The sequence below is a fragment of the Cytobacillus horneckiae genome (assembly GCF_002835735.1).
GTDB lineage: Bacteria > Bacillota > Bacilli > Bacillales > Cytobacillaceae > Cytobacillus > Cytobacillus horneckiae.
Genome location: NZ_PISD01000023.1, coordinates 1 through 21,203 on the forward strand (window position 1 = coordinate 1; position 21,203 = coordinate 21,203).

The following is a 21,203-nucleotide window of genomic DNA, read 5'->3' on the forward strand; positions in this document are numbered from 1 at the left end:
AACAATTGGGGTGCAGTTCACAAATGGAATCAGCTTCTTCCTGTTAATGGACAATTTTCAATTGAACTTGTGACGTATCATTGATTTGTATTTCTTGGCTACCCTTTCCTAATTGGAAAGTCGCTTCTTCAATCAAGCCAGAATCATCGTAATCATATTCTTCGTCCGCTTCATTTATGCTCTCCTTTTTGATTTTCCAGCCCTTCAGTTCACCGACAATATCATTTATTTTTGAGGCAACGAGCTTAACATCGCTATTTTCTTCAAGCTGGATATCCAGGTGTGAGCTTTTGTCGATGGACCAGTCGCTCATCAATTTACGTGGCTTTATCGTAATTTCGTTATGATTGCCGACAACTTCAAGCTTGACGTTTTGCGGAACAAGAATGGTTGGTGACATCATGCCGTATTGATCGAACATGCCAACGGCTTCATTAGGAATATCCTTAATGGCTAAGTACAATGTATCCCCTTTTACAGTTGAACTCACATAGTCTTCTGATGTCTCAATCAGCTTTTCATTTTTTCCGCTGGACGCAGTATAGGTACCGAACATCGAAACATCCTTCGCATTCGATCCTTCAATTGTTACTGCATTGTTGCCTGTTTCTATTACGACACGTTTTACCTCTTTTGATACTGCCTGTTCATAAGCAGGAAGCTCATGCGTACGATGCTCCCGGTCCATGCTTGCACTCACCTTGTCAACAATTCCAGTGGAACTGATTAATGCAACACCTATTCCGACCGTTCCGAGGATGCCTACAAAAAAGATGCTTAAGATATCATATTTTAAATAAGGCTTTTCCTGTTTTGAAAAAAGCAGGTAAAGCAGAATTTCTATGCCTAGTACGACTAATATTACAGGCCACCATGAGATTAACATATTCGTTATATCCAATCCCATCAATTGGGATAATATTAAATATATACCGAGAAGGAGCAACGATGCTCCCATCGAAAATGTACCTACTCTCCAAGTCTTCATCTTTTCACTCTCCTATTCTGCTTTCTTTAATTTCTTTTCTTTATTTCCAGCCAATAGCTTCAAACCGCCGCCAATTAAGAGAATGGATACGATCGCCGTTTGGAAGTAGCGGTCAAACCAGAACCATAGATCGATGTTGAGCATTTGATTTAGCATTGGCGAAAGCGCTGGAAGCAGAATATTCGTTGTTAAATAATATAATCCGACTAAGACTAAGCCGATGCCAACCCACTTTTGATAATTGTTAAAGTACGAGATAATCGGAACATCTTCAAGCTCTTCATCACCGTATCTGGAGGCCTTTTGTAAACCGTCGAAAAAGCTGTAGAACCAAATAATCGGTATGAGGAAAAGAAAGATGCCGAGCCTTAATACATCCAAGATATAGATTGAGAACAGGAAACCAGCCATAAGCTGAATGCCGCGGCGCTGCATGCCAAGATACAAATGGCCGGCACCAGGGAACATGGATAAGAATGTGGCAATCGCTTTGCTCTTCTTTCCTTCTTCTCTCCTTGTTTCAAAATCCTCTAAAATTGTGCGGTCAACTAGCTCTTCACCACGCTGCTTCATGTTCAATTGCTGGATAGAATCAAAGAAGCTATACACCCAAATGACAGGGAATAAAAGAAGAAAAACTAGAAATTCACCCCGATTAGTCAGGAATGCGATAAAAGTGACCATAATTCCTAACCCGAGCGATGCCGCCAGAAAGGTAAGTCCGCGATTCATTAACCCAAGATGAAAATGGCCGACACCCGGGATAAACGAAAGCAGAATCGTGCGGAATCTTTCATAGTCAAGCTCTTCTGGTTTATTTTCTTCAGTTAAAGGCTGCTTCGCTTTTAAAAGCTTTGATGCCTGAATGCCTGTATCTACGAGGTTGACAATGTAGAGAAACACGCCTGTTAATACGATAAACATCACTTCTCCGCCGACACCTGAAGCCAATAGGAAAAAGGTTAAGGCAATTAGGAAAAACTCTCCCAGCATATAAGCTAAACCTCTAAAGCCTTTTCCTAAATACATTAATCCTCCGCCTGGAAAAAAGCCTAATAAAAATGCGATCAACGGATTTTTCATTCTTTGTTATCCTCCTTATTACTTCTCTCAAGTGAATCCATCCAGGCAAAGGTTTTATCCACAATGCCTTCGGTCATTGATGTATCCTTTTCCTTAAATCCTTGACTTTCAACACCACCTGCATATTGAGTCAGCGACTGGAACACACCAGTCGACATTAAAATCAATGTCATCGCGGCTGCAACGCCGTAATGGAAAATAGATTTCTGATAGAATGCCACTCTTTTCTTCGGATGCTTTGGTTCTTTTTCTTCTACTGCTGTCAGCTGCTTTTGATTGGTGATTTGCGCCATGACCAAATCAGTAAAGTCCGGTTCATTTTCGATGATTGGTAGATCGTCCTCTTCAACTGCGGTCAAGTAGAGCTCTAAGCATTGGTCACAGCTATATAGATGATCCTCATAAGCCTCGCGGACATCATCTTCCAATTCATTCTTCACGTATTTTAGCCATTCGTCATAAGCGTAATGTTTCATGAAAAATCGTCCTCCTTCCAATGCTTCCTCATCCATTGACGCGCCCTGTATAATTTTGTCTCAATCGTTTTCACCTGTACATTTTGCTCTTCAGCCATCTGCTGATAGCTTTTTTCTTTAATATAGAAATCATATATTACATTTCGATAATTGTCAGGCATTTCATGAAGACGCTGCCTGACGAGCTCTCTTGTTTCATTTCTAATAACTTTTACTTCAATGCTATTATTTTGCGGTGCGGCAGAATCATAGTCAACCACTTCCATCATTTCTTCACGCCTTCGTTCTCTCTTTCTCTTCATATCGATGGCGTGATTTACTGCTATTCTGGTCATCCATGTTTTAAAGCCTTGATTCTCATATTGGGGGAGAGAGGTATAGATCTTTAAAAACACTTCTTGTGCGGCATCTTCCGCTTCCTTTTGATCTCGCAAGACCGCAAAAATCGTTTTAAACAAATCATTGCGGTACTTCTCAACCAATAAGCGAAACGCATGATCATTGCCGCTTAATACTTTTTGGATAAGAACTTGGTCGCTAATCTCTCTCTCCCCCTTTCTACCAGCTTCCACCCTAATAGACGAAACTAGTTAGAACTATCCCTACAGGATTTTTGAAATTATTTTAATTTATTTTTTTGCACGACTTATAAAGTAACAACTTGCTCTTTTTGAGCGTTTTTGACGCACTATTTCCTATTTATATAGTCAGGGTTTCTCTTACAGTATGCATTTGTCGGGCTATTAAAATGCGGGAACTTATTTTGAAGAGATGGCGTCACTTTATTTGCGTTTTATAATGGCGATTGGTTCTTTCCCTTGTGCGTTCGTGCTTTTCTTCACTGCCATATAAAAATCAGCCTATATATCAATTTTTTTATGCATATATTCTGCTAGTACACTATATGGTAAAATAAGTCTTATTAGAAAATTGTTAACAAGGAGTCAATTATGGACTTATTTATTTATTTTGCCGCTTATTTGCTTGGCTCTATTCCTACTGCTTTAATTATTGGGAGGATTTTCTTCAAGGTTGATATTCGCCAGCATGGGAGCAACAATCCTGGGGCGACGAATACGCTGCGTGTATTGGGGAAGCGGGCAGCGATTGTTGTGCTGCTTATTGATAGCGGTAAGGGGGCGCTGGCTGCGGCTTTGCCTATCCTGCTTGGAACGGAGCATGATCCGCTGGCAGTCGGATTAATTGCGGTTGTTGGGCATTGCTTTCCGATTTTTGCTGGTTTTCGCGGCGGGAAAGCGATTGCAACGACAGCTGGTGTGTTGATTGTTGCGAATATTTGGCTGTTTCTGATTGCTTATTTTGCCTTTGTTGCCGTTATTTATGTCACAAAATATGTTTACTTCGGTTCACTTTCCGTTGGCGTTACGCTGCTTATATATGCGCTTTTTAAACCGGCGAATGAGCATGATTTTATCTTTTTACTATTCCTTATCCTGTTGATTTTTCTTCACCGCTCTAATATTAAAAACCACCTTAGTCAGAACGAGCCGAAAATTAACGATAAGCGGATAAAGGATGACCGTCTTCCCCCTAAGAATACAAAGCAAGCATAGGAGGAAAGCATAATGCATAAGGAACTGGCCCACTTTCTAGCGAGCATGAATCAGCAAAAGCAGCATCATATCGGTTATTGCGGTGATAACGTGGCAGAGATTCTGCAAACACTCGAAAAAGATTTTTCGCCGCTTGCGGATGTTTTTTTCGTAAGCAAAGATATGGAGATCAACGGCGCCATCGGACTAGATATTGATGATGAGGAAAAAACAGCAGAAGTATGGGGACCTTTTTCTACAAGTGAAGAAGTGGCCCTTCAGCTTTGGAAAAAGCTTAAAGAAACCTATGAATCTACCTTAAACACTCTTTATTTTTTCATAAATAAAGAAAATCAGCAGGGAATCCGTTTTGCACAAAATATTGGTGCACACCATCAAGGCAATCACTTCATCTTGGAAGCATCCAAAAATCATTACGAGCAAAAAGCGATAGACTTCAAGCCGCAATATACCGATTCTTTTAGCGAACTGCATGAAGCCGCTTTTCCAAATACTTATCATTCTGCAAAAGAGATCATTAGTAAATTAGATGATCTTAATAGACTGCTTATCCTAACCGATCAACATAATATTAAAGGCTATGTATACATTGAAGCCCTGCCTGAGTATGGAGAAGGAAACATTGAATTCATTACCGTTTCTCCTCAATACCGCAGGCAGGGCATTGGTACGCAGCTCACTCAGTCTGCTTTAGCCTCGCTGTTTCAATTTGAGGAAATCGCAAGTGTCACTCTTTGTGTAAGTGCGACAAATGATTCAGCCCTTTCTCTTTATCAGGCTGCAGGCTTTTCACTTAAACATGAGTTAATGCTATTCACGTATCAATTTTAAACTTAAAAGGTCGCTCGCTTTTGAAATGCCAGCGAGTGACATCGTGATTTTTGTTTCTTCGATATAGTTTTCCAGCACTTTTTCCACACCTGCTTGCCCGCCCACTGATAAGCCATAAATAAATGGACGGCCGATGAACACAGCCTTCGCACCTAATGCGAGGGCTTTTACGACATCTGTTCCACGGCGGATACCGCTGTCAAACAGGACTGGAATCGTTCCATCAACTGCTTGTACAATGGTTGGCAGGGCATCGATTGCACTGATGATGCCGTCAAGCTGTCTTCCGCCATGATTGGATACAATGATGCCATCCACTCCGTTTTCAATTGCAAGTATTGCATCCTCAGGATGAAGAATGCCTTTAATATAGATAGGCAGGCTCGTCCGTTTTTTTAACTCTGCCACATGCGACCAGTTCAATTCAGGATAATGAATATTTTCCAGTACTGATTGAATGATAGATTCCTCATCCTTGGCTTGCAATGCAGCCATAAATACAGAATCATATTCATAATTTGCTTTCCCAAATCCAAGTTTTAATGGTGAAAAGTTGGTGGATAAATCTGTCTCTCTCCAGCCTGTCATGACCGTATCTACTGTTAAAACAACCGCTTCATAGCCCGCTTTCTCGGCACGGTCCACCATGCTGTAGGATACTTCTGCATTGCGTGACCAATAAAGCTGGAACCACTTTGGACTATCCCCAGTAGCCTGCTTCACCTCTTCAAGCGCATAGCTTGAAACTGTGCTTTGGGTAAACGGCACACCGATTGCTGCAGCCGCCCGGGCAGAAGCAAGCTCTCCTTCTTCATGTGTTAACCTCTGCATTCCAACTGGTGCGAGAAAAATCGGATATGGATATGTCCGTCCCCCGATTGTTACACTCATATCGACAGCTGCTACATTGCGCAGCATCCTTGGGACAATGGCTAATTTCTCAAAGCCTTTTGCATTTTTCCTTAACGTTTCTTCATTACTGGCGGCAGAACGAACATAGCCGTATGCGCCTGTTGACATTTTTTCCTTCGCTTCCTGCTCAAGTGCATCAAATGATACCGGAAAACTCTTCGCCTCTACACTCATCTGTCTATCCCCTTATGCTCATGTTATACTCACAAACCGGCTTCTCACATGAAAATAGGAGAAATAGCGGAATTCTATTTCTTCTTTCATATTCTTCCTCTGAAGAAAAATTCCTTCTATCAGGGGTCGCTTCACAAAGCTCGTTAATATGAAAGCCACTGTTTCGTAAAATCATAAAATATTCCTCTACTGTACGATGATATTTTACGACTTTTTCGCCAATCCAAGGCTCTGCTCGTACGCCGATTTGAAAATAATCATCAACAATCCAATCGGGTCGCTTCGTCCCGCTACTTTTAAAAGCGCTTGTGATGACCGGATGCTGTACACTAAAAACAAATTTGCCTCCAAATCGCAAACTGTTGTAAATATTCTCGCAAATTTGACGAAAATCTTCAAGATAGTGAAGCGCTAATTGAGAAAAGATTAGATGGTAATTTTCCACTGGAAAGGGAAAGGACTCTAGCGAGGAATGAATGACCTCGCTATTTTCCAAGTCTGATAGATTTTGTTCCGCCCTCATAATCATATTTTTCGAACCATCTACCCCAAGATAAGAGGCTGCTTGAAGCAGCTCCCTTCTCATTGAAGCATCGCCGCAGCCCAAATCTAAAACATCTTTGCCAGATACATCACCTATCATTTTTAACAAGGCAGGTTTTTCGATGATTTCATTCGGACTATCCTTGCGATGCCGTCGCTTCATATAGTTTTGAAAAAACAGCTCATCCTCATAAGCTGCAGACCCCTTAAATTCCATTGGCTTAGCCCCCTAGGATTTAGTCGGTATTCCTCTATACTTTGCTTCTCTCAGTTCTAATGCATAGGCCTCAACATTTGGCAGTCCCATCTCACGGGCAATTGCTATCTCCTTCTCCACATCGTAAGGAACTCTGACGATTTCAATTGAAAAAGGCGCAGGCTCCTTCGATAAGTACGCTCCATGGAGAATCGCATAGGTTGCCTGCGGAATGTCTAGAGAATTGCCGACACTGCCGCAATTAAATAATGTTTTTTGCGGAAAAATCGGCTCAACAAGTGCAGCATGAATATCACCGAACCCTACCACATCCGGAGTGATGTTGCTCTTCAGAGGGGTGATATGCTCTGTGTTTTCGAACATTGCAAGTTTCTCGTCATGGGGTGCTCTCATAGGAAACACGCGGTGGTAGACACTTTTGGCAGACGCATGGAATAACCTCACATATTTTCCGCTCATATAAAAATCATAATGAAACGGCAATGACCTTAAATATGACATCGGCTCTCCTGCTAACTGGCTTTGGTGCCAATTTATTTCATCACTTTCGATTTTCTTTGTAATAAAATCATCCCAATTGCCGAGAAGCACCACTTCACAGGTTTCACGAATCCTCTCTACAGATTTGATTGCGTTCGGCCCTTTGCCGATTAAATCTCCTAAACAAAAAATGCGTTCAATTCCTCGTTCATGCGCATTTTCCAAAACTGCCTCTAAAGCCGTTAAGTTACCGTGAATATCTGAAATGACGGCGATGGTCATGATGAAAGTCCCCCTTATAATCTATATTACATTTTCTACTCTGCTATTTTTTTGAAAAGGCAAGTTGATTTTTTGCTCATTCATGATTACAGTAAGTATATATGTTAAAATAACAATTAATAATCTATTTAATCAAGGAGATATACGATGTCTAAAGTATTTATTTTCGGTCATAAAAATCCAGATACTGATACAATTTGCTCTGCTATCGCTTATGCAGATTTAAAAAAAGAACTAGGTGTTGACGCTGAGCCGGTACGCCTAGGTGAAGTGAATTCAGAAACCAGCTATGCGCTTGACTATTTCAAAGCAGAAGCACCCCGTTTAGTGGAGGCTGTAGCAAAAGAAGTAAATGAAGTCATCCTTGTGGACCATAACGAATTCCAACAAAGTGCAGATGATATTAAAGAAGTTAGAATTCTTGAAGTCATCGACCACCACCGCATCGCTAACTTTGAAACAAGCGATCCATTATACTACCGTGCTGAGCCGGTTGGCTGTACAGCAACCATCCTAAACAAAATGTATAAAGAAAATGGCGTAGAGATTAAGAAAGAAATCGCTGGTCTGATGCTTTCAGCAATTATTTCTGACTCTTTACTATTCAAATCCCCTACTTGCACGGAGCAAGATGTACAAGCTGCCAAAGAACTAGCAGCCATTGCTGGTGTAAATCCTGAGGAATATGGCTTAGAAATGTTAAAAGCCGGTGCTGACTTAAGTGATAAAACAATTGATCAGCTGATTTCACTCGATGCAAAGGAATTCCAAATGGGCAGCCATAAAGCTTATATTGCCCAAGTAAACGCGGTTGATTTAAACGAAGTATTAAGCCGCCAGGATGAACTGGAAGCAGTCATTTCAAAAACAATTGATGAAAAAGGCTTAGACCTTTTCCTATTCGTCTTAACAGATATATTAAACAATGATTCTGTCGGTATTGCTCTAGGTTCACAAGCTGCAGCAGTTGAAAAAGCATTCAACGTCAAGCTTGAAAACAAGCAGGCGCTGCTGAAAGGTGTCGTTTCCCGCAAAAAACAAATTGTGCCGCCACTTACAAACGTGTTGGCTTAAGTGTTGAAAATGCCAGAAAGTCAGCTTCGACTTTCTGGCATTTTTTTATTTACTGGGTCAGTTCTGACTACCGATTTTCACTTTTCAATCAAGCAGCCTCCCTGTCCCTTCAATCCACTCATTCATCAATTGCTGCACATTTTTCTGTTCTGCCAGCTTTACGGCCTGCCCGGCCCATAATGACATAAAATCTGGATTTTCCTTACTTGCCGCTCTTTTTCTAATAGCGTTTGTGAGGTCATTTTGATAAGGGAAAGGAAGGATCTCCTTATCTGCCATTTCCCGCATATATCGATTGGTTATTCCGCGTGCCATTTTGCCTGAAAACGCCTTTGTGATGGAGGTTTCGCCATTTGTATTCAGCAACGCATCTTTGTACGTCAGGTGAATGCCGCTTTCTTCTGCTGTTAAGAAGGCAGTCCCCAGCTGAACACCTTCTGCACCAAGCATGAACGCGGCTGCAATACCGCGTGCATCCATTATGCCTCCTGCTGCGATAACTGGAATTTGTACAGCATCAACGACTTGAGGAATGAGTGCCAACCCGCCGACTAAGCCTGTCGTATCATCATTCAAAAATGTACCGCGATGACCGCCAGCTTCACTGCCTTGAGCAACAACAATATCCGCACCGCTTTTTTCCCATAGTAGCGCTTCCTCTACATTCGTTGCTGTACCAATCACTACCGTGCCTTCTTGCTTAAGCTTTTCAATCACTGAATGATGAGGAATGCCAAATGTAAAACTGCATACGGGCACCATCGCTTTCATCACTGCTTCGAGCTGCTCTTCATAAAACAGCAAATGGTCCTTTTGAGGAAGGATGATGTCTTCAGCTATCTCAAGCTCGTTTTTGTAAGGCGATAGTGCTGCTATAGCTGATTTCACCTTCTCCTCAGTAAAAGCGTCTGGTTCTTCAGGTACAAATAAATTAATCCCAAATGTCCGATTCGTTGCTTTCCGGATTTCCTGAATGCTATTGGCTATATCCATCGGATTCATATACCCTGCTCCAATATTTCCAAGCCCGCCGCATTCGGAGGTTTGACTAACTAGTTCTACTGTGGTTGCTCCTCCAGCCATCGGTGCCTGGAAGATTGGGTAATCTATCTTTAACAGTTCGGTAACTCGATTCTGATTCCAGCCCAATCTTCTCCACGCCCTTCTCTATTTTTTTACGAGTGTCTCGATAATGCTGCCAGCTACGCTATGCCATAAGCTTGAATCTGTTTCATATGCTTTTCCTAGCTCTTTATATAATGCCTTTTGTTTTTCTTCAAATGAAGGGTCTTCTTTATCCGGCAAAGCGGCTCTTCTTTCTGTAACAAGCTCCTGCAATCTCGACGCTCTCGGTCCCCAAACACCATATTCCTCGCCATCCTTATTCAGAAAAACAAAAATAGGAATGGCACGGGAGGTACCGTTTGTTAAATATTGATCCATTAGCTCCAGGTTGGAATCCCTTAAAACAAAGCGAACCTCCATATCAATTTCCTCTGCAATTTTCAATAATACAGGGTTATTTAATTTCGCATCCCCGCACCAGTCCTCAGTCAGCACAATTGCCTTTAGCCCTTTACCTTTATTAGGCTGAAGTTCATTCTTTTCTTCCTCTGACAATGTAAATCCTTCATAAATTGAAAGCATTGATTCTTTGTTGACGTTCATCCCATCTATGTACTGCTCTGCTGTTAAGCCTTTTTCAAACCACTGTTTTAATTCCATCTCATTACACTTCCTTTTTTTCATTAGGTTTCATCTTCTATTATCATACCATTCAATTTTCGAAAAAATAAAATAATCTAGCTTGCGGGCTATTTAGTTTTTAAGCCATTCTGAACAAGTTTGTATAGAACAAAATAATAATTATGCAAGTTAAATTGCCGATAACGGTTCCTAAAGACTATGATGCTTTCCTGCTTCGAACAGCAATTTACTATATTAAGTATTTTTTACTTGAATTTACATATAAACATCGTTACCATTCATTTAATGAGATTACTAACAAAGGAGAAAAATCAATGAACATTAGAGAAATTGAGCCAAAAGATAATCCAGTCATCGAAGCCATCATTAAAAATTCACTTGAGTCCGTTGGATTAAATATTGAAGGGACAGCTTACTTTGATCCTCATCTAGGTAAACTTTCTGAATTCTACAATCAGCTTAGCCATTCTAAATATTGGGTTGCTGAGATTGACAATAAAGTTGTTGGTGGCATTGGGATTGCCGTTTTTGATGAAGGGAAAGAAATTTGCGAATTGCAAAAGCTTTACTTAAGTCCGGAAGCACAAGGTAAAGGGTGTGCAATTAAATTAATGGAAACTGCAATTAATTTTGCCGAAAAACATTATCAATACTGCTATCTTGAGACACGTCATGATTTAAAAGCGGCAAGCAGCTTGTATAAAAAATTTGAATTTGACCTTTTGCAGGAACCACTTAATGGTTCAGAACACTCTGCAATGGACGCTTGGTATTTGAAAAAATTGAAATAAAATATTTTTATCCCTTCAGCTTGTAGAAAAACCAAGGTTTCTCTACAAGCTGTAGCTAATTAAATTAGCCTCTCTTCTTTCCGCATCATACACATTTGCCTGTATAATAGCTATATTTATGGTTTCGCCGGATGAAACAAATGATGGCTTTTAGGAACATAGAACACCTACTTTATAAAAATTAATTTTTCCAGGATAGAATAGGTATATTATTGAATTATCTGTAGTAATCGCTTTTACCTCTACAAAAGAAAAAATAAGCTAAAAAATTCTTTTCTGGAATGAATTTGTACTTTTAATAAGTTTAATTCTAGTAAACCTTGTATGTATTAATAATATATAATCGTTTATAAATGAAATCTAAGACATATATAAACGGAAATTTTATACGTTACTTTATGGGCCTAAAAGCATACTTTTACAAACATTATTAAGTGAATATCTAATATGCAATTTAAATTTCAGATTATAAAAGTATTGCCGAAAAAAAGAGTGGGATGGATTTTTTGTAATGAAGAATAAAGAAAGTGAGGAATTAAGATGTTAAAAAATAATAAAGAAGCTTCAATGCTTCCTTTACCTAACGAAGGATTATATAGGTTTTCTCTTCCATATTTTTTTATACCATCAGTGGAGATTAGTAGTGAAGAAGGACATAAAGTTTATTCGTTTCCTGTAGAAGCATATTTAAAAAAGAAAAAGGATTTAGCTAAAGGGGTTTTTGCACGTTTTGTAAATTTGACTTATAAAATAAGGGAAATAGGTTTGTAATTGATTCAATTGAGTGTATTTTTATAGTGAATTTCTTATAGTTCCAGTTGATTTTAGCGCAGTACCTGAGATTACCTCGATCCTATACAGCTTACCTTTTTCCATCCAATAATCTTGCGTAACTTCGCCACCCTCTTCGAACAAGGTTAAACCAGCAGATCCACCCATAGTTACCCAGTCATTTCCGATCTTTTCTTGCACCGATAAACCTGCAATCCCAGTAGAATAAAGCTTTATTTTACCATACTGACCTTTACCAACCACAGCTCCTGACACTGCTTTCCATTCAGGCGGACTTAAATAAAAAAAATGCTAAGGTATATTTTTACAATCTAAAAAAGAAAACAATAAATCAAATTTGGTATAAGGAAAATGAGCAACCAATCAATTTATATCTCATAAAATGAATGTAAGAAAAGTACTCTAAAGCTTTCGCCAACAAAAAACATAAAAGTGTCGATTTCTTAACGTATAGGAAGTCGACATTTTTTTATGGTTAAATTTGCTTAGCGTACAAAATTTCCGATTATCTTAACCATTCAAAACGGATGACTTTACAGTATTCAATGTAAAGTTATCCGTTTTTTTATTTCTTTAAAGACTATTTAACCACACTAATTTTTATAGTATTTATAGTAAATAAAGAAAGGGGGAAGATTATCTAAAATTAAGAGATTGAGAGCTTTCTAAAATGAATAAAAGAACAATTTCAACAGGAGGAATTTATGAGAGTAATTACCCTTTCTACAAAAGAAGGAAAAACTCGGTACATGTTACTAGATCATAACAATGAGCCGGTCCAACCAGTTTTACAATATTTAAAGTTTAAGGATAACCGTGGAGCTTCACGTAATACCTTACGGTCATTCTCATATCATTTAAAGCTTTTCTTTGAATTGGCCTAATACCAGCGAAGCTGCTATAGACCGCAATAAACAATTTAATGAACGCTAAATACTTAATTCACAAGGTAATTAGCTGTAACGAAAACGATCCTTTTTATTACGCTAGAACTCTTGATATAAAGGGATTTATATTTCTTAGCGTGGGTGTTATGTCATTTGGTTGGCTGTACCCTGGCTGTACCCCTAAAATAGGGTATAATAAAAAAACGCCCAATCTCATATATACCAAGGGTTTTGGGCGTTTTTTAAAACTGATTTGTGAATACGTTAATTCGTATTGATCATACAGCTATTTTCTTGCTTCTTGGGATAAACGAGCGTACAGTAAAAGTGGTGAGGACCGATTTCTTAAATTAAATCCAATGCAAAATCCAACCTTTCGTTCTTTTTAATGATTAAATCTTCAAATAAAACGCCATTTTTAATTACCATACTAAGCTTTGAAAGATTTTTGATATTTTCTATAGGATTATTAGGTAATATCAATAAATTCGCTCTCTTCCCTTCATCGATTGTACCTATTTGTTTATCAACCCCTAAAATTTCCGCATTACTTTTTGTCACCAAATGAATGGCTTTCTTTTCAGTAATACCACCAAAACGAATCATATGATCTAACTCACGCCATAAATCATAGTGTGATACGTAAGCCATTGCCGCATCGTTTCCAACTCCAACACTAATATTATTCTTGATTGCTTGCTGGAAACTAATCAACATATCTTCATAGACAATTTTAGCATTTTCAAACAGGACATCATTAATATTTGTTTGGCTTCTATCTAGTAATGCATAGGGATAAGCAGCTTGAAATGTCGGAATTAGTGATGTATATCCTCGTAAGGCATTAGGGTTTTGTTTATAAAGAGAAATAATATCTTCATCCATTGGAGCTCCATGTTCGATTGAATCTACCCCACCTTTTAAAGCAATCCTAACACCTTCACTACTCTCTACATGTGCTGCAACCATCATCCCAATTTTATGAGCTTCTTTACAAATGGCGAATACTTCTTCTTCGGTTAATTGAATACGTCCGGCTTCACCAATTGTTTTTGCATCAGTTACGCCACCTGTTACACAAATTTTAATCCAATCTACACCTTGACGCACATTTTTACGTACATTTTTCACACCGTCCCACGGACCGTCAGTCTCTAGTGCTAAATACGGGGCTCCATGACCCCCAGTAGCGCTAATAAAGAAACCTGAGACGGATAAGTCTGGACCAATAACTTTTTCGTTTTGTATATCGTCTCGCAGTTTTACATCTTGATAAAAGAATTCACCAACAGAGCGCATTGTAGTTATGCCGGATTGAAATGCGACTAAAGCATTTTTCTTCATTCTATTGTAAATAAATTTCTTGCCCAATTTAGTATTCAATAACTTAATTCCAAAATTTAGCGTTTCTTCACTAAAAGATAGTTCAGTAGGGTTTCCATCAGAAAATAAATGTGCATGTGCATTTATGAGTCCTGGCATAACATATTGATGATTAATATCAATTTGTTCATACTCTTTAGAAATCATTATATTTTGACGGCTTTCAATTTTTTCAATAATGCCTTGATTATTTATGAGAATAATCATATCTTTTTCAATTTCCCGATCCATATCACCGTTTATAACTGTGCAATTAATTAATGCTTTTTTCATTTTCATATCATTATCATCCTCGATTTAAATAGTAAATTTATCATTCAATTAAATAAAAAACCGTAAAATTATTTGGTATTAAGTCCTCTATTGATGCAAAAATCGGTTAATATAAGTGGCTCTTTAGTGATCTATATTTGATAGATTAAATAACCTAGTACATAATCGTTTTACAGTGAGCGAACAGAAATCCCGAATGATGTCACATCTATACCTTAAAAAGATAGTACAGTTATCGACGAAAATCTAAATCATACCTTTTTGCTCTTTAAACTTTCCCATTAATATATTCCCTCTCAATTTTAGCCTTTTCTAAATAGACCTAATACTTCAGTTGACTCTGTAATGTTTACAAAAGCTTGTGGATCAACTTCAGAAATTAATGTTTTTATTCTAGTTAGTTCTTCCCGAGAAATTACAGTCATTAAAACATGTTTTTTCTCATTGGTATATGCACCTTCTCCATCCAATAATGTAATCCCGCGTATAAGGCTTGATAATAGCTTTTCTTTCATTTTTCCTGCCTGGCTAGTTACAATCATTAGTGTTATTTTTCGATGTTTTTTATGAATCGTATCAATCACTTTTCCTGTAATAAAAATGGATAATAAGCTGTATAAGGCAGTGTCCCAATCGAAGAATAATCCTGAAACAATGACAACAACTGAATTAAGTACGATTAAGAATCTCCCAATCTGAATGTCTTTTTTTCGTGAAAGCAACATCCCGATAATATCGAATCCACCTGTTGAACCCTTGCAGTTGAATACCAATCCAATACCGACACCGGCAACTACACCACCAAATATTGAAGAAAGTAGAAAATCGCTTGTCACTGCATTTATGGGAATAGCATATAACGCTGCCGAAAATGTGAAAACTGATACAATTGTATAACCAATGAATCGTTTTCCAAGCTTAACATATCCAAAATAAGAATAGGTAAATTTAGTAAAAGGTTTACTAATCCAGTATTAAAGGGTGTTAAGATACCAATGATAATTGCAACTCCACCAATCCCGCTACTTAAAATATTATTGGGGATTAGGAAAAGATTAAAAGAAAGTGCTGTAATTAAAGAGCCAAAAATCACTCCAAGTAATTGATACATATCTTTACCGTCCTTCAAAAAAAAATATTATTTACGGATTCATCTATATTAATTCGAAAAAATCCTATAGAATCAACAATTGTTAACTTGGCAATCAGAAGAAATTCTCCAGTCTTTCAGGTTAAAACCATAACTTAACCTTGACTTAATATTAAACAATAATAATAATTAAGAGAAATACTTAAAAAGCATCTTATTAATATCTTTTAGGTATAATTGTTCGAAAGGAAGAAAAAAGAAATGGAATTGAGGCACATCAGATATTTTTTGACTTTGGCAGAAGAACTAAACTTTAGTAGAGCTGCAGAAAAACTCCACATCGCACAACCACCTCTAAGTAAGCAAATCAGAGAATTAGAAGAGGAAATGGGGGTACGATTATTTAATAGGACGAAGCGACATGTTGAATTAACAAATGCCGGGAAGGTGTTTCTGAATAAAGCTTATCAAATCATTGATCAAGTTGAACAAGCGTGTATTAGTACAAGATTAACCTCTACAGGATCTGAAGGTGAACTTATAATTGGGTTTAGTGGCTCAGTGCAAGACCTTATTCCAACAATTCGAAATTATCGTGAGCGATACCCTAAAGTTGGAATAGTATTACAACAACTCAGTACACCTCTTCAAGTTAAAGCTTTAAATGAAAAAAGAATTGACATTGGTATAGTAGCTGCCCCAGTGAATTGTAAAAAAATTCATGTAAAACCAGTCCGAAAGGTGAGTTTAAAGGCAATTATTCCAGAAAAACACCCCCTTGCTTTCAAACAATCAATATATATTCGTGATTTGGAAAATGAATCATTTATAATGGCAACTAAATCAGCTGCTCCATTCTATTATGAAACGTTTATGGACCTGTTCCAAAATGTAGGGTTCGCACCGAAAATTACAATTCAGGCAAATGACCTTCAAACAGTTTCGGCATTGGTCGCGAATGGTATGGGAGTTGCATTGTTACCTTCATCAATTAATCCATTAAGTGGTTTAATACAAAGGAAAGTTGAGGATATAAATACTACAATTGAAGCATCGCTTGCATGGCGAAAGGATAATAACTCGGAAATACTAGAAAATTTTTTAAAGTTATATTTTGAATTTAATAATAATGATTAAGTAGTTAAAAAATGCAAAAACTACGAGATTTCACATCACGTAGTTTTTCTTTAAAAAGTTATTTTTTTAGACAGCCCTTTCTTTTGTTTTATAACTTTGCTAGTTAACAAATGGCTGGTTTTCCTGATAGTTCTTTATACGGAAGTTCGAAAGTGCTTTTTGTTCAGTTGTTTACTTAGTTTTTGGAATGTTAAGCAATTCTGAAACGGTTACAAATTCATAACCTTGCCTTTGTAGTTCTGGAATAAGATCAGCTAAGGCTTCAGGTGAATTAATATCTTGAGTATAATGAACACCATCATGAAATAGAATAATACTTCCCGGTCCATCATTACTTAGTACAATGTTATTGATTTCCTCTGCATTATTCCCTGTCCAGTCTAAAGTATCCACATTCTAACCAATAATTAAATTATTTGACTCTTCTAGTTTAATCACCTGGTCTAATGTTATATTTCCATATGGTGGACGAAAGAATCGAGGACGATATCCAATCGTTTTTTCAATTAATTCTTCAGATTGCTCCATATCAGCTTCAAATGTCTCCATATCAGCTACAGCAAAATTCACATGAGTAAATGAATGGCTACCGATGTCATGTCCCTCTTTATTCATACGTTTAACAAGTTCTGGATACATCGCAACTCTTTCACCTAAAACAAAAAATGTAGCTGGAACATTATATGTGGTAAGGATGTTCAAGATATTTTCGGTATATCTTGGATCAGGACCGTCATCGAATGTTAAAGCAATTTGATTAGAGTTTGAAGCGCCTTGGTTAAATATTAGGTGAGGATATACATTTTGTAATTACCATAGAGGAAAAGCATCTGATTGTCTGACTTCGCTTCCTCTTTGTTTATGTGAAGAGTCAACTTCATTTGCCTGGATTGGTTCCGTAATAAAAATGCATATGAATAAGAACATGTAAATAGAAAACTTGGCTTTAGCCCCCAAATAAAATTATCCCTCTTTCTAAAAAGAATTTTCCGTTATATATTTTGCACATATATAAATATTAAATACAGAGACATTAGAGAAACGTGTGTCATAAAATATCTTAAGCTCAATTAGAAGGGATTGTTGCAGCACTATAAGATAAACATACTAGGATGACAGTGAATAAAGCAAAAAAATAGAAAATAAATAATATTAATATATCTGAATTTAATTTTCCTCGGGCAATAAAATGATAAAACAGCGTACTGTAAAGTGACAATAAAGTTATTTACTTTTTATATAAAAATATAAGAGCTTGCTACATTTTATTGTAGTAAGGCTCTTATATTTGTTTAATTTTTATTCATTTAATTGTAATTACACTTACAAATCAATAAAATAAGGGGAAATTTGTGAAGTAGGGCTTTTTAATAAAGGAACATAACAAAACAAGGAAGTCTGAGCGACTTCCCTTTTTTATCTTAACAGTTAATAGAAGAAATATCACTCTTTGCGTTATTAGAAAGAGTGAACATATCTAAGCTACTATTTTCGATTTCCATAACCACATTAAAAAGATCTTCTACTTCATTAACCTGTTCTTGAAGTTGGTATCATGGCCGAAAAGTTAGCCGAGCAATTCGATTCAGATAAAGTAGCAGCATTTAATGCGGGATTATTGCATGATATAAGTGGAATAATACCAAATAGTAAACGCATTTCATTTGCAGAAGATTTAGGAATTACCATCCTTCCAGAAGAAAGAATGTTTCCAATGATAATACATCAAAAAATATCTAGGGTAATTGCGAATGAAGTTTTTAATATAGATAATCAACAGATTTTAAGTGCTATAGAATGCCATACTACCTTAAAGGGGATGGGGAGCAATACTATACCATTGACCTACAATCCAACTTCGGATTATTCTATAAATTAAATATAAAACTTAGAAATAGTAGATAAGAAAGTACTGTTAAATTTATCTATCTTAAACTATATAATATAACCCCTTATACACTTCGTTTTAAATCAGTTATGTAATATTTCGCTAACAATCCAGCACCTAATATACCCGCATCATTGCCCAACTAAGCAATCTCCTTGAGTGCTAATCCACGCAAATTTAATATTGGTTCCTCCTATATCAACACCAACTAACAATTTATCTTCCATTTTATCTCCCTTCATCATTCTGTCCGCATACTATTAATAATTATATATAAATTATAAAACAATAATTAAAATTATTATATATATTCAGGACTTTCTCCCCCTCTAAATTCTAATGAGATACTCATGTATCTACTTATATATTATTCATTTTATACCAAATAAAATAGTATAGGCAGCGAAAATAATATATAAAAAAATAGTGGATAATCTACGTTATATTAAACATAGTATCCACTATTCATCATAGTCTAGTTAATTTAATTGTGTCCTAGACTTATTTAGAGTCTTTTTCTTGGTTAGAAGAAGAAAAAAACCGTTTTAGGGGTTTGCGTCAATCCCTCTTAAACAAGTTGAGATTTTTTTGTCTATCTCTTTCACATAATCAATATTATAGAAACACACAAAAAATGAAATCCCTTGCAATCACAAGGAATTTCACCACCTCAAAATTTATCATTATTATTTGATATCTTAAATAACATTATTAGTTTGAGCGAATAAATTTAGGCTTTTCTAAATTTCTTTCTTTTTTCGGAGAATAACTGATTCCCACAAACACTAGAAATATTCCGAGAAGCTGGTAGACATCAGGGCGGTAGTTCAAAATAGTTACATCCAATAAGATTGCAATAACCGGATCAACAAAAACTAAAATAGCAATTGTTTGTGCTCTTAACTCACGCAAACTACTGAAAAATAAATAAAACACAAATCCTGTATGAATAAATCCTGTAACAAGGATATAGAACCAGTTTTCAATGGTAAGATGCATAAAGTTTGACCAATCCACTAATGGTATCAATAATAAAATACCCAGACTTGTTTGGATAACGGTTGTTAACAAAGGACTAAGCATTTGAATTCCTTTTCCCATAATAGAAGTTAGAGCGTAGAAGAATGCTGCTGCAAACGCCCATAAAACACCCGTGGATAAAAATCCGGTCATCGTTGTATGTTGATGAATTCCTCCAACTAATAATGTTCCTACAAAGCAAATAAAGAAAAAGACTAATCCCATTTTTGTTATTTTTTCTTTAAAAATAACAGAGCCTAAGAGAAGTACAATAACGGGTGCTAAATGATAAATGGATACCGCCACAGTGATAGGCATTACTTCTAAAGAACGGAAGAAAAACACCCAATTTACGATAAGGAATACACCACATAATAAGGCAAGTAAATACTCCTTACGAGGAATAGAGACTTTCTTCGGTTGTTGTGTTTTTAATGTGATAACGCCCCATATTGTACCTAAAAGAATACTAGCACAGAGACAACGCACAAAAACTAGTTCAATCGAGTGTAGACCTGTTTTTTCTGAAAATAGACCGACTGAACCAAATATGGCCATCGAGATGGCAAACTTTAATTTGGCATACATTTAATCCCCCCCTGAGTCGTTATTGTTATAACTACTAATAATTTGGTGGTAAAAAAACAGCTTTATGTTAAGCTGTTTTTTCCTGTCATTACTTGAATTAAATCTTCTCGCGATTTCCATAGCTCATCTAGCTTTTCAGGACCGAATGCATTTGTAATTTCTTCTACCATAATATCGTGCCTAATGTATTCAGTAGCAATAAGAACGAGAGCAGGATCTGTTGACTTCACTGCCCACTCAGAACCTCTATCACTAAACTTAGCAATAAGGGCCTCTTCTTCATCTCGAACAAGAATAGTCAAATATCCGTCCATTCGTTTACTCACAATGTCTGGAGCCATATAATTGTGATGATAGGTATGTCCCAATGTCTTATTTTCAGCTCCAAATAAAACGGTGAAAATCGGTATAGAACCTTCTTTCTCCCGCACAGCCTTTTCAATATCTTTCACCGCAGGAGCCCAGATTGATAACCAAATCTCTTTTTCTGCGGATCGAATCATCGAAAGCATTTCTTGAACAATATGCTGGTACTGGACAATTCTCGTCACGACATCAACTTTTTGATCACTTTCTAAAACGGTAAGAGATGACTCTAACAATTCAAATGACGTATTCATCTCTTCTTTAAGACGAGAAAGTAACTGTTTTGGATCGACAGGTTTATAGACAATAGGATCAGAGGGAACCGTTTGAATGGCTCCTTTATCAAGTAATTTGCCCAATACCTCATAAATCATTGACCTTGGGACGCCAGAACGCTTACTTAATTCATAGCCAGTAATCGCAGGTGATTTCAATAAACCTATATAGGCCTTACACTCGTATTTTGAAAATCCATGTTTTTGCAATTCAATAATGGCCTTGTCTTCCATAAACTCACCTTCTTAGTAGTTAATGTACCAACTACTATAAATCATTCGTACTAAAAAGTCTACAATCTCAGACAAATACTTAATGTTTTCCAAAACGGTACAACTTCTTTATAGATATTTCCACTTTATTTCAAAGTA

The 21,203-nt window shown here is 36.9% G+C and carries 24 protein-coding genes and 1 pseudogene; 8 read left to right on the forward strand and 17 right to left on the reverse strand.

Features of this window, described 5'->3' with window-relative positions; translation table 11 throughout:
* Positions 1-43: 43 nt before the first annotated feature.
* From CWS20_RS11555 to CWS20_RS11570, 4 genes are read right to left on the reverse strand one after another with little or no spacing between them, the layout of a single operon-like run.
* On the reverse strand, positions 44-988 hold the full coding sequence (locus tag CWS20_RS11555; RefSeq protein ID WP_066193271.1) for a LiaF transmembrane domain-containing protein: 945 nt from the start codon (positions 986-988) through the stop codon (positions 44-46).
* Positions 989-1,000: 12 nt separating this feature from the next.
* Positions 1,001-2,071: a hypothetical protein gene (locus CWS20_RS11560; protein ID WP_066193269.1), complete on the reverse strand. Its 1,071-nt coding sequence runs from the start codon at positions 2,069-2,071 to the stop codon at positions 1,001-1,003.
* On the reverse strand, positions 2,068-2,547 hold the full coding sequence (locus tag CWS20_RS11565) for an anti-sigma factor (protein WP_066193266.1): 480 nt from the start codon (positions 2,545-2,547) through the stop codon (positions 2,068-2,070). The genes CWS20_RS11560 and CWS20_RS11565 overlap by 4 nt, the downstream gene beginning before the upstream one ends.
* Complete coding sequence (locus CWS20_RS11570; RefSeq protein ID WP_066193264.1) at positions 2,544-3,119, reverse strand: RNA polymerase sigma factor; 576 nt, start codon at positions 3,117-3,119, stop codon at positions 2,544-2,546. The genes CWS20_RS11565 and CWS20_RS11570 overlap by 4 nt, the downstream gene beginning before the upstream one ends.
* A gap of 378 nt (positions 3,120-3,497) precedes the next feature.
* On the opposite strand from CWS20_RS11570, the gene plsY reads away from it, so the two are divergent.
* Together plsY and CWS20_RS11580 are read left to right on the forward strand one after the other, a co-directional pair.
* Complete coding sequence (gene plsY, locus CWS20_RS11575; RefSeq protein ID WP_066193262.1) at positions 3,498-4,121, forward strand: glycerol-3-phosphate 1-O-acyltransferase PlsY; 624 nt, start codon at positions 3,498-3,500, stop codon at positions 4,119-4,121.
* 12 nt (positions 4,122-4,133) lie between these two features.
* The gene (locus CWS20_RS11580; protein WP_066193258.1) at positions 4,134-4,952 is read left to right on the forward strand and encodes a GNAT family N-acetyltransferase; all 819 of its coding nucleotides are present in this window, start codon (positions 4,134-4,136) and stop codon (positions 4,950-4,952) included.
* Here CWS20_RS11580 and CWS20_RS11585 read toward each other — a convergent pair.
* The 3 genes from CWS20_RS11585 to CWS20_RS11595 are packed head-to-tail and all read right to left on the reverse strand — an operon-like array spanning position 4,932 to position 7,560.
* The gene (locus CWS20_RS11585) at positions 4,932-6,038 is read right to left on the reverse strand and encodes an alpha-hydroxy-acid oxidizing protein (RefSeq protein ID WP_066193257.1); all 1,107 of its coding nucleotides are present in this window, start codon (positions 6,036-6,038) and stop codon (positions 4,932-4,934) included. The genes CWS20_RS11580 and CWS20_RS11585 overlap by 21 nt on opposite strands.
* A 4-nt stretch (positions 6,039-6,042) precedes the next feature.
* Positions 6,043-6,798: a class I SAM-dependent DNA methyltransferase gene (locus tag CWS20_RS11590; protein ID WP_066193256.1), complete on the reverse strand. Its 756-nt coding sequence runs from the start codon at positions 6,796-6,798 to the stop codon at positions 6,043-6,045.
* Between the two features lie 12 nt (positions 6,799-6,810).
* Positions 6,811-7,560, reverse strand: a complete 750-nt coding sequence (locus CWS20_RS11595) for a metallophosphoesterase family protein (protein WP_066193252.1) — start codon at positions 7,558-7,560, stop codon at positions 6,811-6,813.
* A 147-nt stretch (positions 7,561-7,707) separates the two neighbouring features.
* Between CWS20_RS11595 and CWS20_RS11600 the strand changes: the two genes are divergently transcribed.
* Entirely contained in the window at positions 7,708-8,634 is a 927-nt protein-coding gene (locus CWS20_RS11600) for a manganese-dependent inorganic pyrophosphatase (protein ID WP_066193250.1), read from the forward strand.
* 84 nt (positions 8,635-8,718) lie between these two features.
* Here the strand turns inward: CWS20_RS11600 and CWS20_RS11605 are convergent, their stop codons facing one another.
* Positions 8,719-9,783, reverse strand: coding sequence for an NAD(P)H-dependent flavin oxidoreductase (locus tag CWS20_RS11605; protein WP_066193249.1), 1,065 nt, complete (start codon positions 9,781-9,783; stop codon positions 8,719-8,721).
* An 18-nt stretch (positions 9,784-9,801) separates the two neighbouring features.
* Positions 9,802-10,359, reverse strand: coding sequence for a thioredoxin family protein (locus tag CWS20_RS11610; protein WP_066193248.1), 558 nt, complete (start codon positions 10,357-10,359; stop codon positions 9,802-9,804).
* 296 nt (positions 10,360-10,655) lie between these two features.
* On the opposite strand from CWS20_RS11610, the gene CWS20_RS11615 reads away from it, so the two are divergent.
* Both CWS20_RS11615 and CWS20_RS11620 read left to right on the forward strand, forming a co-directional pair.
* A complete protein-coding gene (locus CWS20_RS11615) occupies positions 10,656-11,132 on the forward strand; it encodes a GNAT family N-acetyltransferase (protein WP_066193246.1) in 477 nt (158 codons plus the stop codon).
* Positions 11,133-11,672: 540 nt separating this feature from the next.
* Positions 11,673-11,903: a hypothetical protein gene (locus tag CWS20_RS11620; protein ID WP_066193243.1), complete on the forward strand. Its 231-nt coding sequence runs from the start codon at positions 11,673-11,675 to the stop codon at positions 11,901-11,903.
* A 21-nt stretch (positions 11,904-11,924) separates the two neighbouring features.
* Here CWS20_RS11620 and CWS20_RS11625 read toward each other — a convergent pair whose 3' ends face one another.
* Entirely contained in the window at positions 11,925-12,167 is a 243-nt protein-coding gene (locus CWS20_RS11625; RefSeq protein WP_066193240.1) for a hypothetical protein, read from the reverse strand.
* A gap of 461 nt (positions 12,168-12,628) precedes the next feature.
* Between CWS20_RS11625 and CWS20_RS11630 the strand changes: the two genes are divergently transcribed.
* Complete coding sequence (locus tag CWS20_RS11630; RefSeq protein ID WP_066193238.1) at positions 12,629-12,808, forward strand: hypothetical protein; 180 nt, start codon at positions 12,629-12,631, stop codon at positions 12,806-12,808.
* Positions 12,809-13,156: 348 nt separating this feature from the next.
* On the opposite strand, the gene CWS20_RS11635 is transcribed toward CWS20_RS11630, so the two are convergent.
* The 3 genes and pseudogenes from CWS20_RS11635 to CWS20_RS11640 all read right to left on the reverse strand — a co-directional run.
* The gene (locus CWS20_RS11635; protein WP_066193234.1) at positions 13,157-14,473 is read right to left on the reverse strand and encodes a metal-dependent hydrolase family protein; all 1,317 of its coding nucleotides are present in this window, start codon (positions 14,471-14,473) and stop codon (positions 13,157-13,159) included.
* Positions 14,474-14,769: 296 nt separating this feature from the next.
* On the reverse strand, positions 14,770-15,009 hold the full coding sequence (locus CWS20_RS29300; protein WP_350339528.1) for a YitT family protein: 240 nt from the start codon (positions 15,007-15,009) through the stop codon (positions 14,770-14,772).
* 18 nt (positions 15,010-15,027) lie between these two features.
* A pseudogene (locus tag CWS20_RS11640) lies at positions 15,028-15,578 on the reverse strand (YitT family protein); the annotation flags it as partial.
* A 240-nt stretch (positions 15,579-15,818) separates the two neighbouring features.
* On the opposite strand from CWS20_RS11640, the gene CWS20_RS11645 reads away from it, so the two are divergent.
* Entirely contained in the window at positions 15,819-16,694 is an 876-nt protein-coding gene (locus tag CWS20_RS11645) for a LysR substrate-binding domain-containing protein (protein ID WP_066193228.1), read from the forward strand.
* Between the two features lie 171 nt (positions 16,695-16,865).
* On the opposite strand, the gene CWS20_RS11650 is transcribed toward CWS20_RS11645, so the two are convergent.
* Positions 16,866-17,087, reverse strand: a complete 222-nt coding sequence (locus tag CWS20_RS11650; RefSeq protein WP_066193226.1) for a polysaccharide deacetylase family protein — start codon at positions 17,085-17,087, stop codon at positions 16,866-16,868.
* A gap of 3 nt (positions 17,088-17,090) precedes the next feature.
* Positions 17,091-17,480: a polysaccharide deacetylase family protein gene (locus tag CWS20_RS11655; RefSeq protein ID WP_083957248.1), complete on the reverse strand. Its 390-nt coding sequence runs from the start codon at positions 17,478-17,480 to the stop codon at positions 17,091-17,093.
* Positions 17,481-18,246: 766 nt separating this feature from the next.
* Here CWS20_RS11655 and CWS20_RS11660 point away from each other — a divergent pair.
* Positions 18,247-18,573, forward strand: coding sequence for an HD domain-containing protein (locus CWS20_RS11660; RefSeq protein ID WP_276328306.1), 327 nt, complete (start codon positions 18,247-18,249; stop codon positions 18,571-18,573).
* A gap of 720 nt (positions 18,574-19,293) precedes the next feature.
* On the opposite strand, the gene CWS20_RS11665 is transcribed toward CWS20_RS11660, so the two are convergent.
* Together CWS20_RS11665 and CWS20_RS11670 are read right to left on the reverse strand one after the other, a co-directional pair.
* Positions 19,294-20,190, reverse strand: coding sequence for a DMT family transporter (locus tag CWS20_RS11665; protein WP_066193219.1), 897 nt, complete (start codon positions 20,188-20,190; stop codon positions 19,294-19,296).
* Between the two features lie 62 nt (positions 20,191-20,252).
* Positions 20,253-21,065 carry a TrmB family transcriptional regulator gene (locus tag CWS20_RS11670; protein ID WP_066193217.1) on the reverse strand — a complete coding sequence of 271 codons (813 nt, stop codon included), beginning with the start codon at positions 21,063-21,065 and terminating at the stop codon, positions 20,253-20,255.
* Between the last annotated feature and the right edge of the window lie 138 nt (positions 21,066-21,203).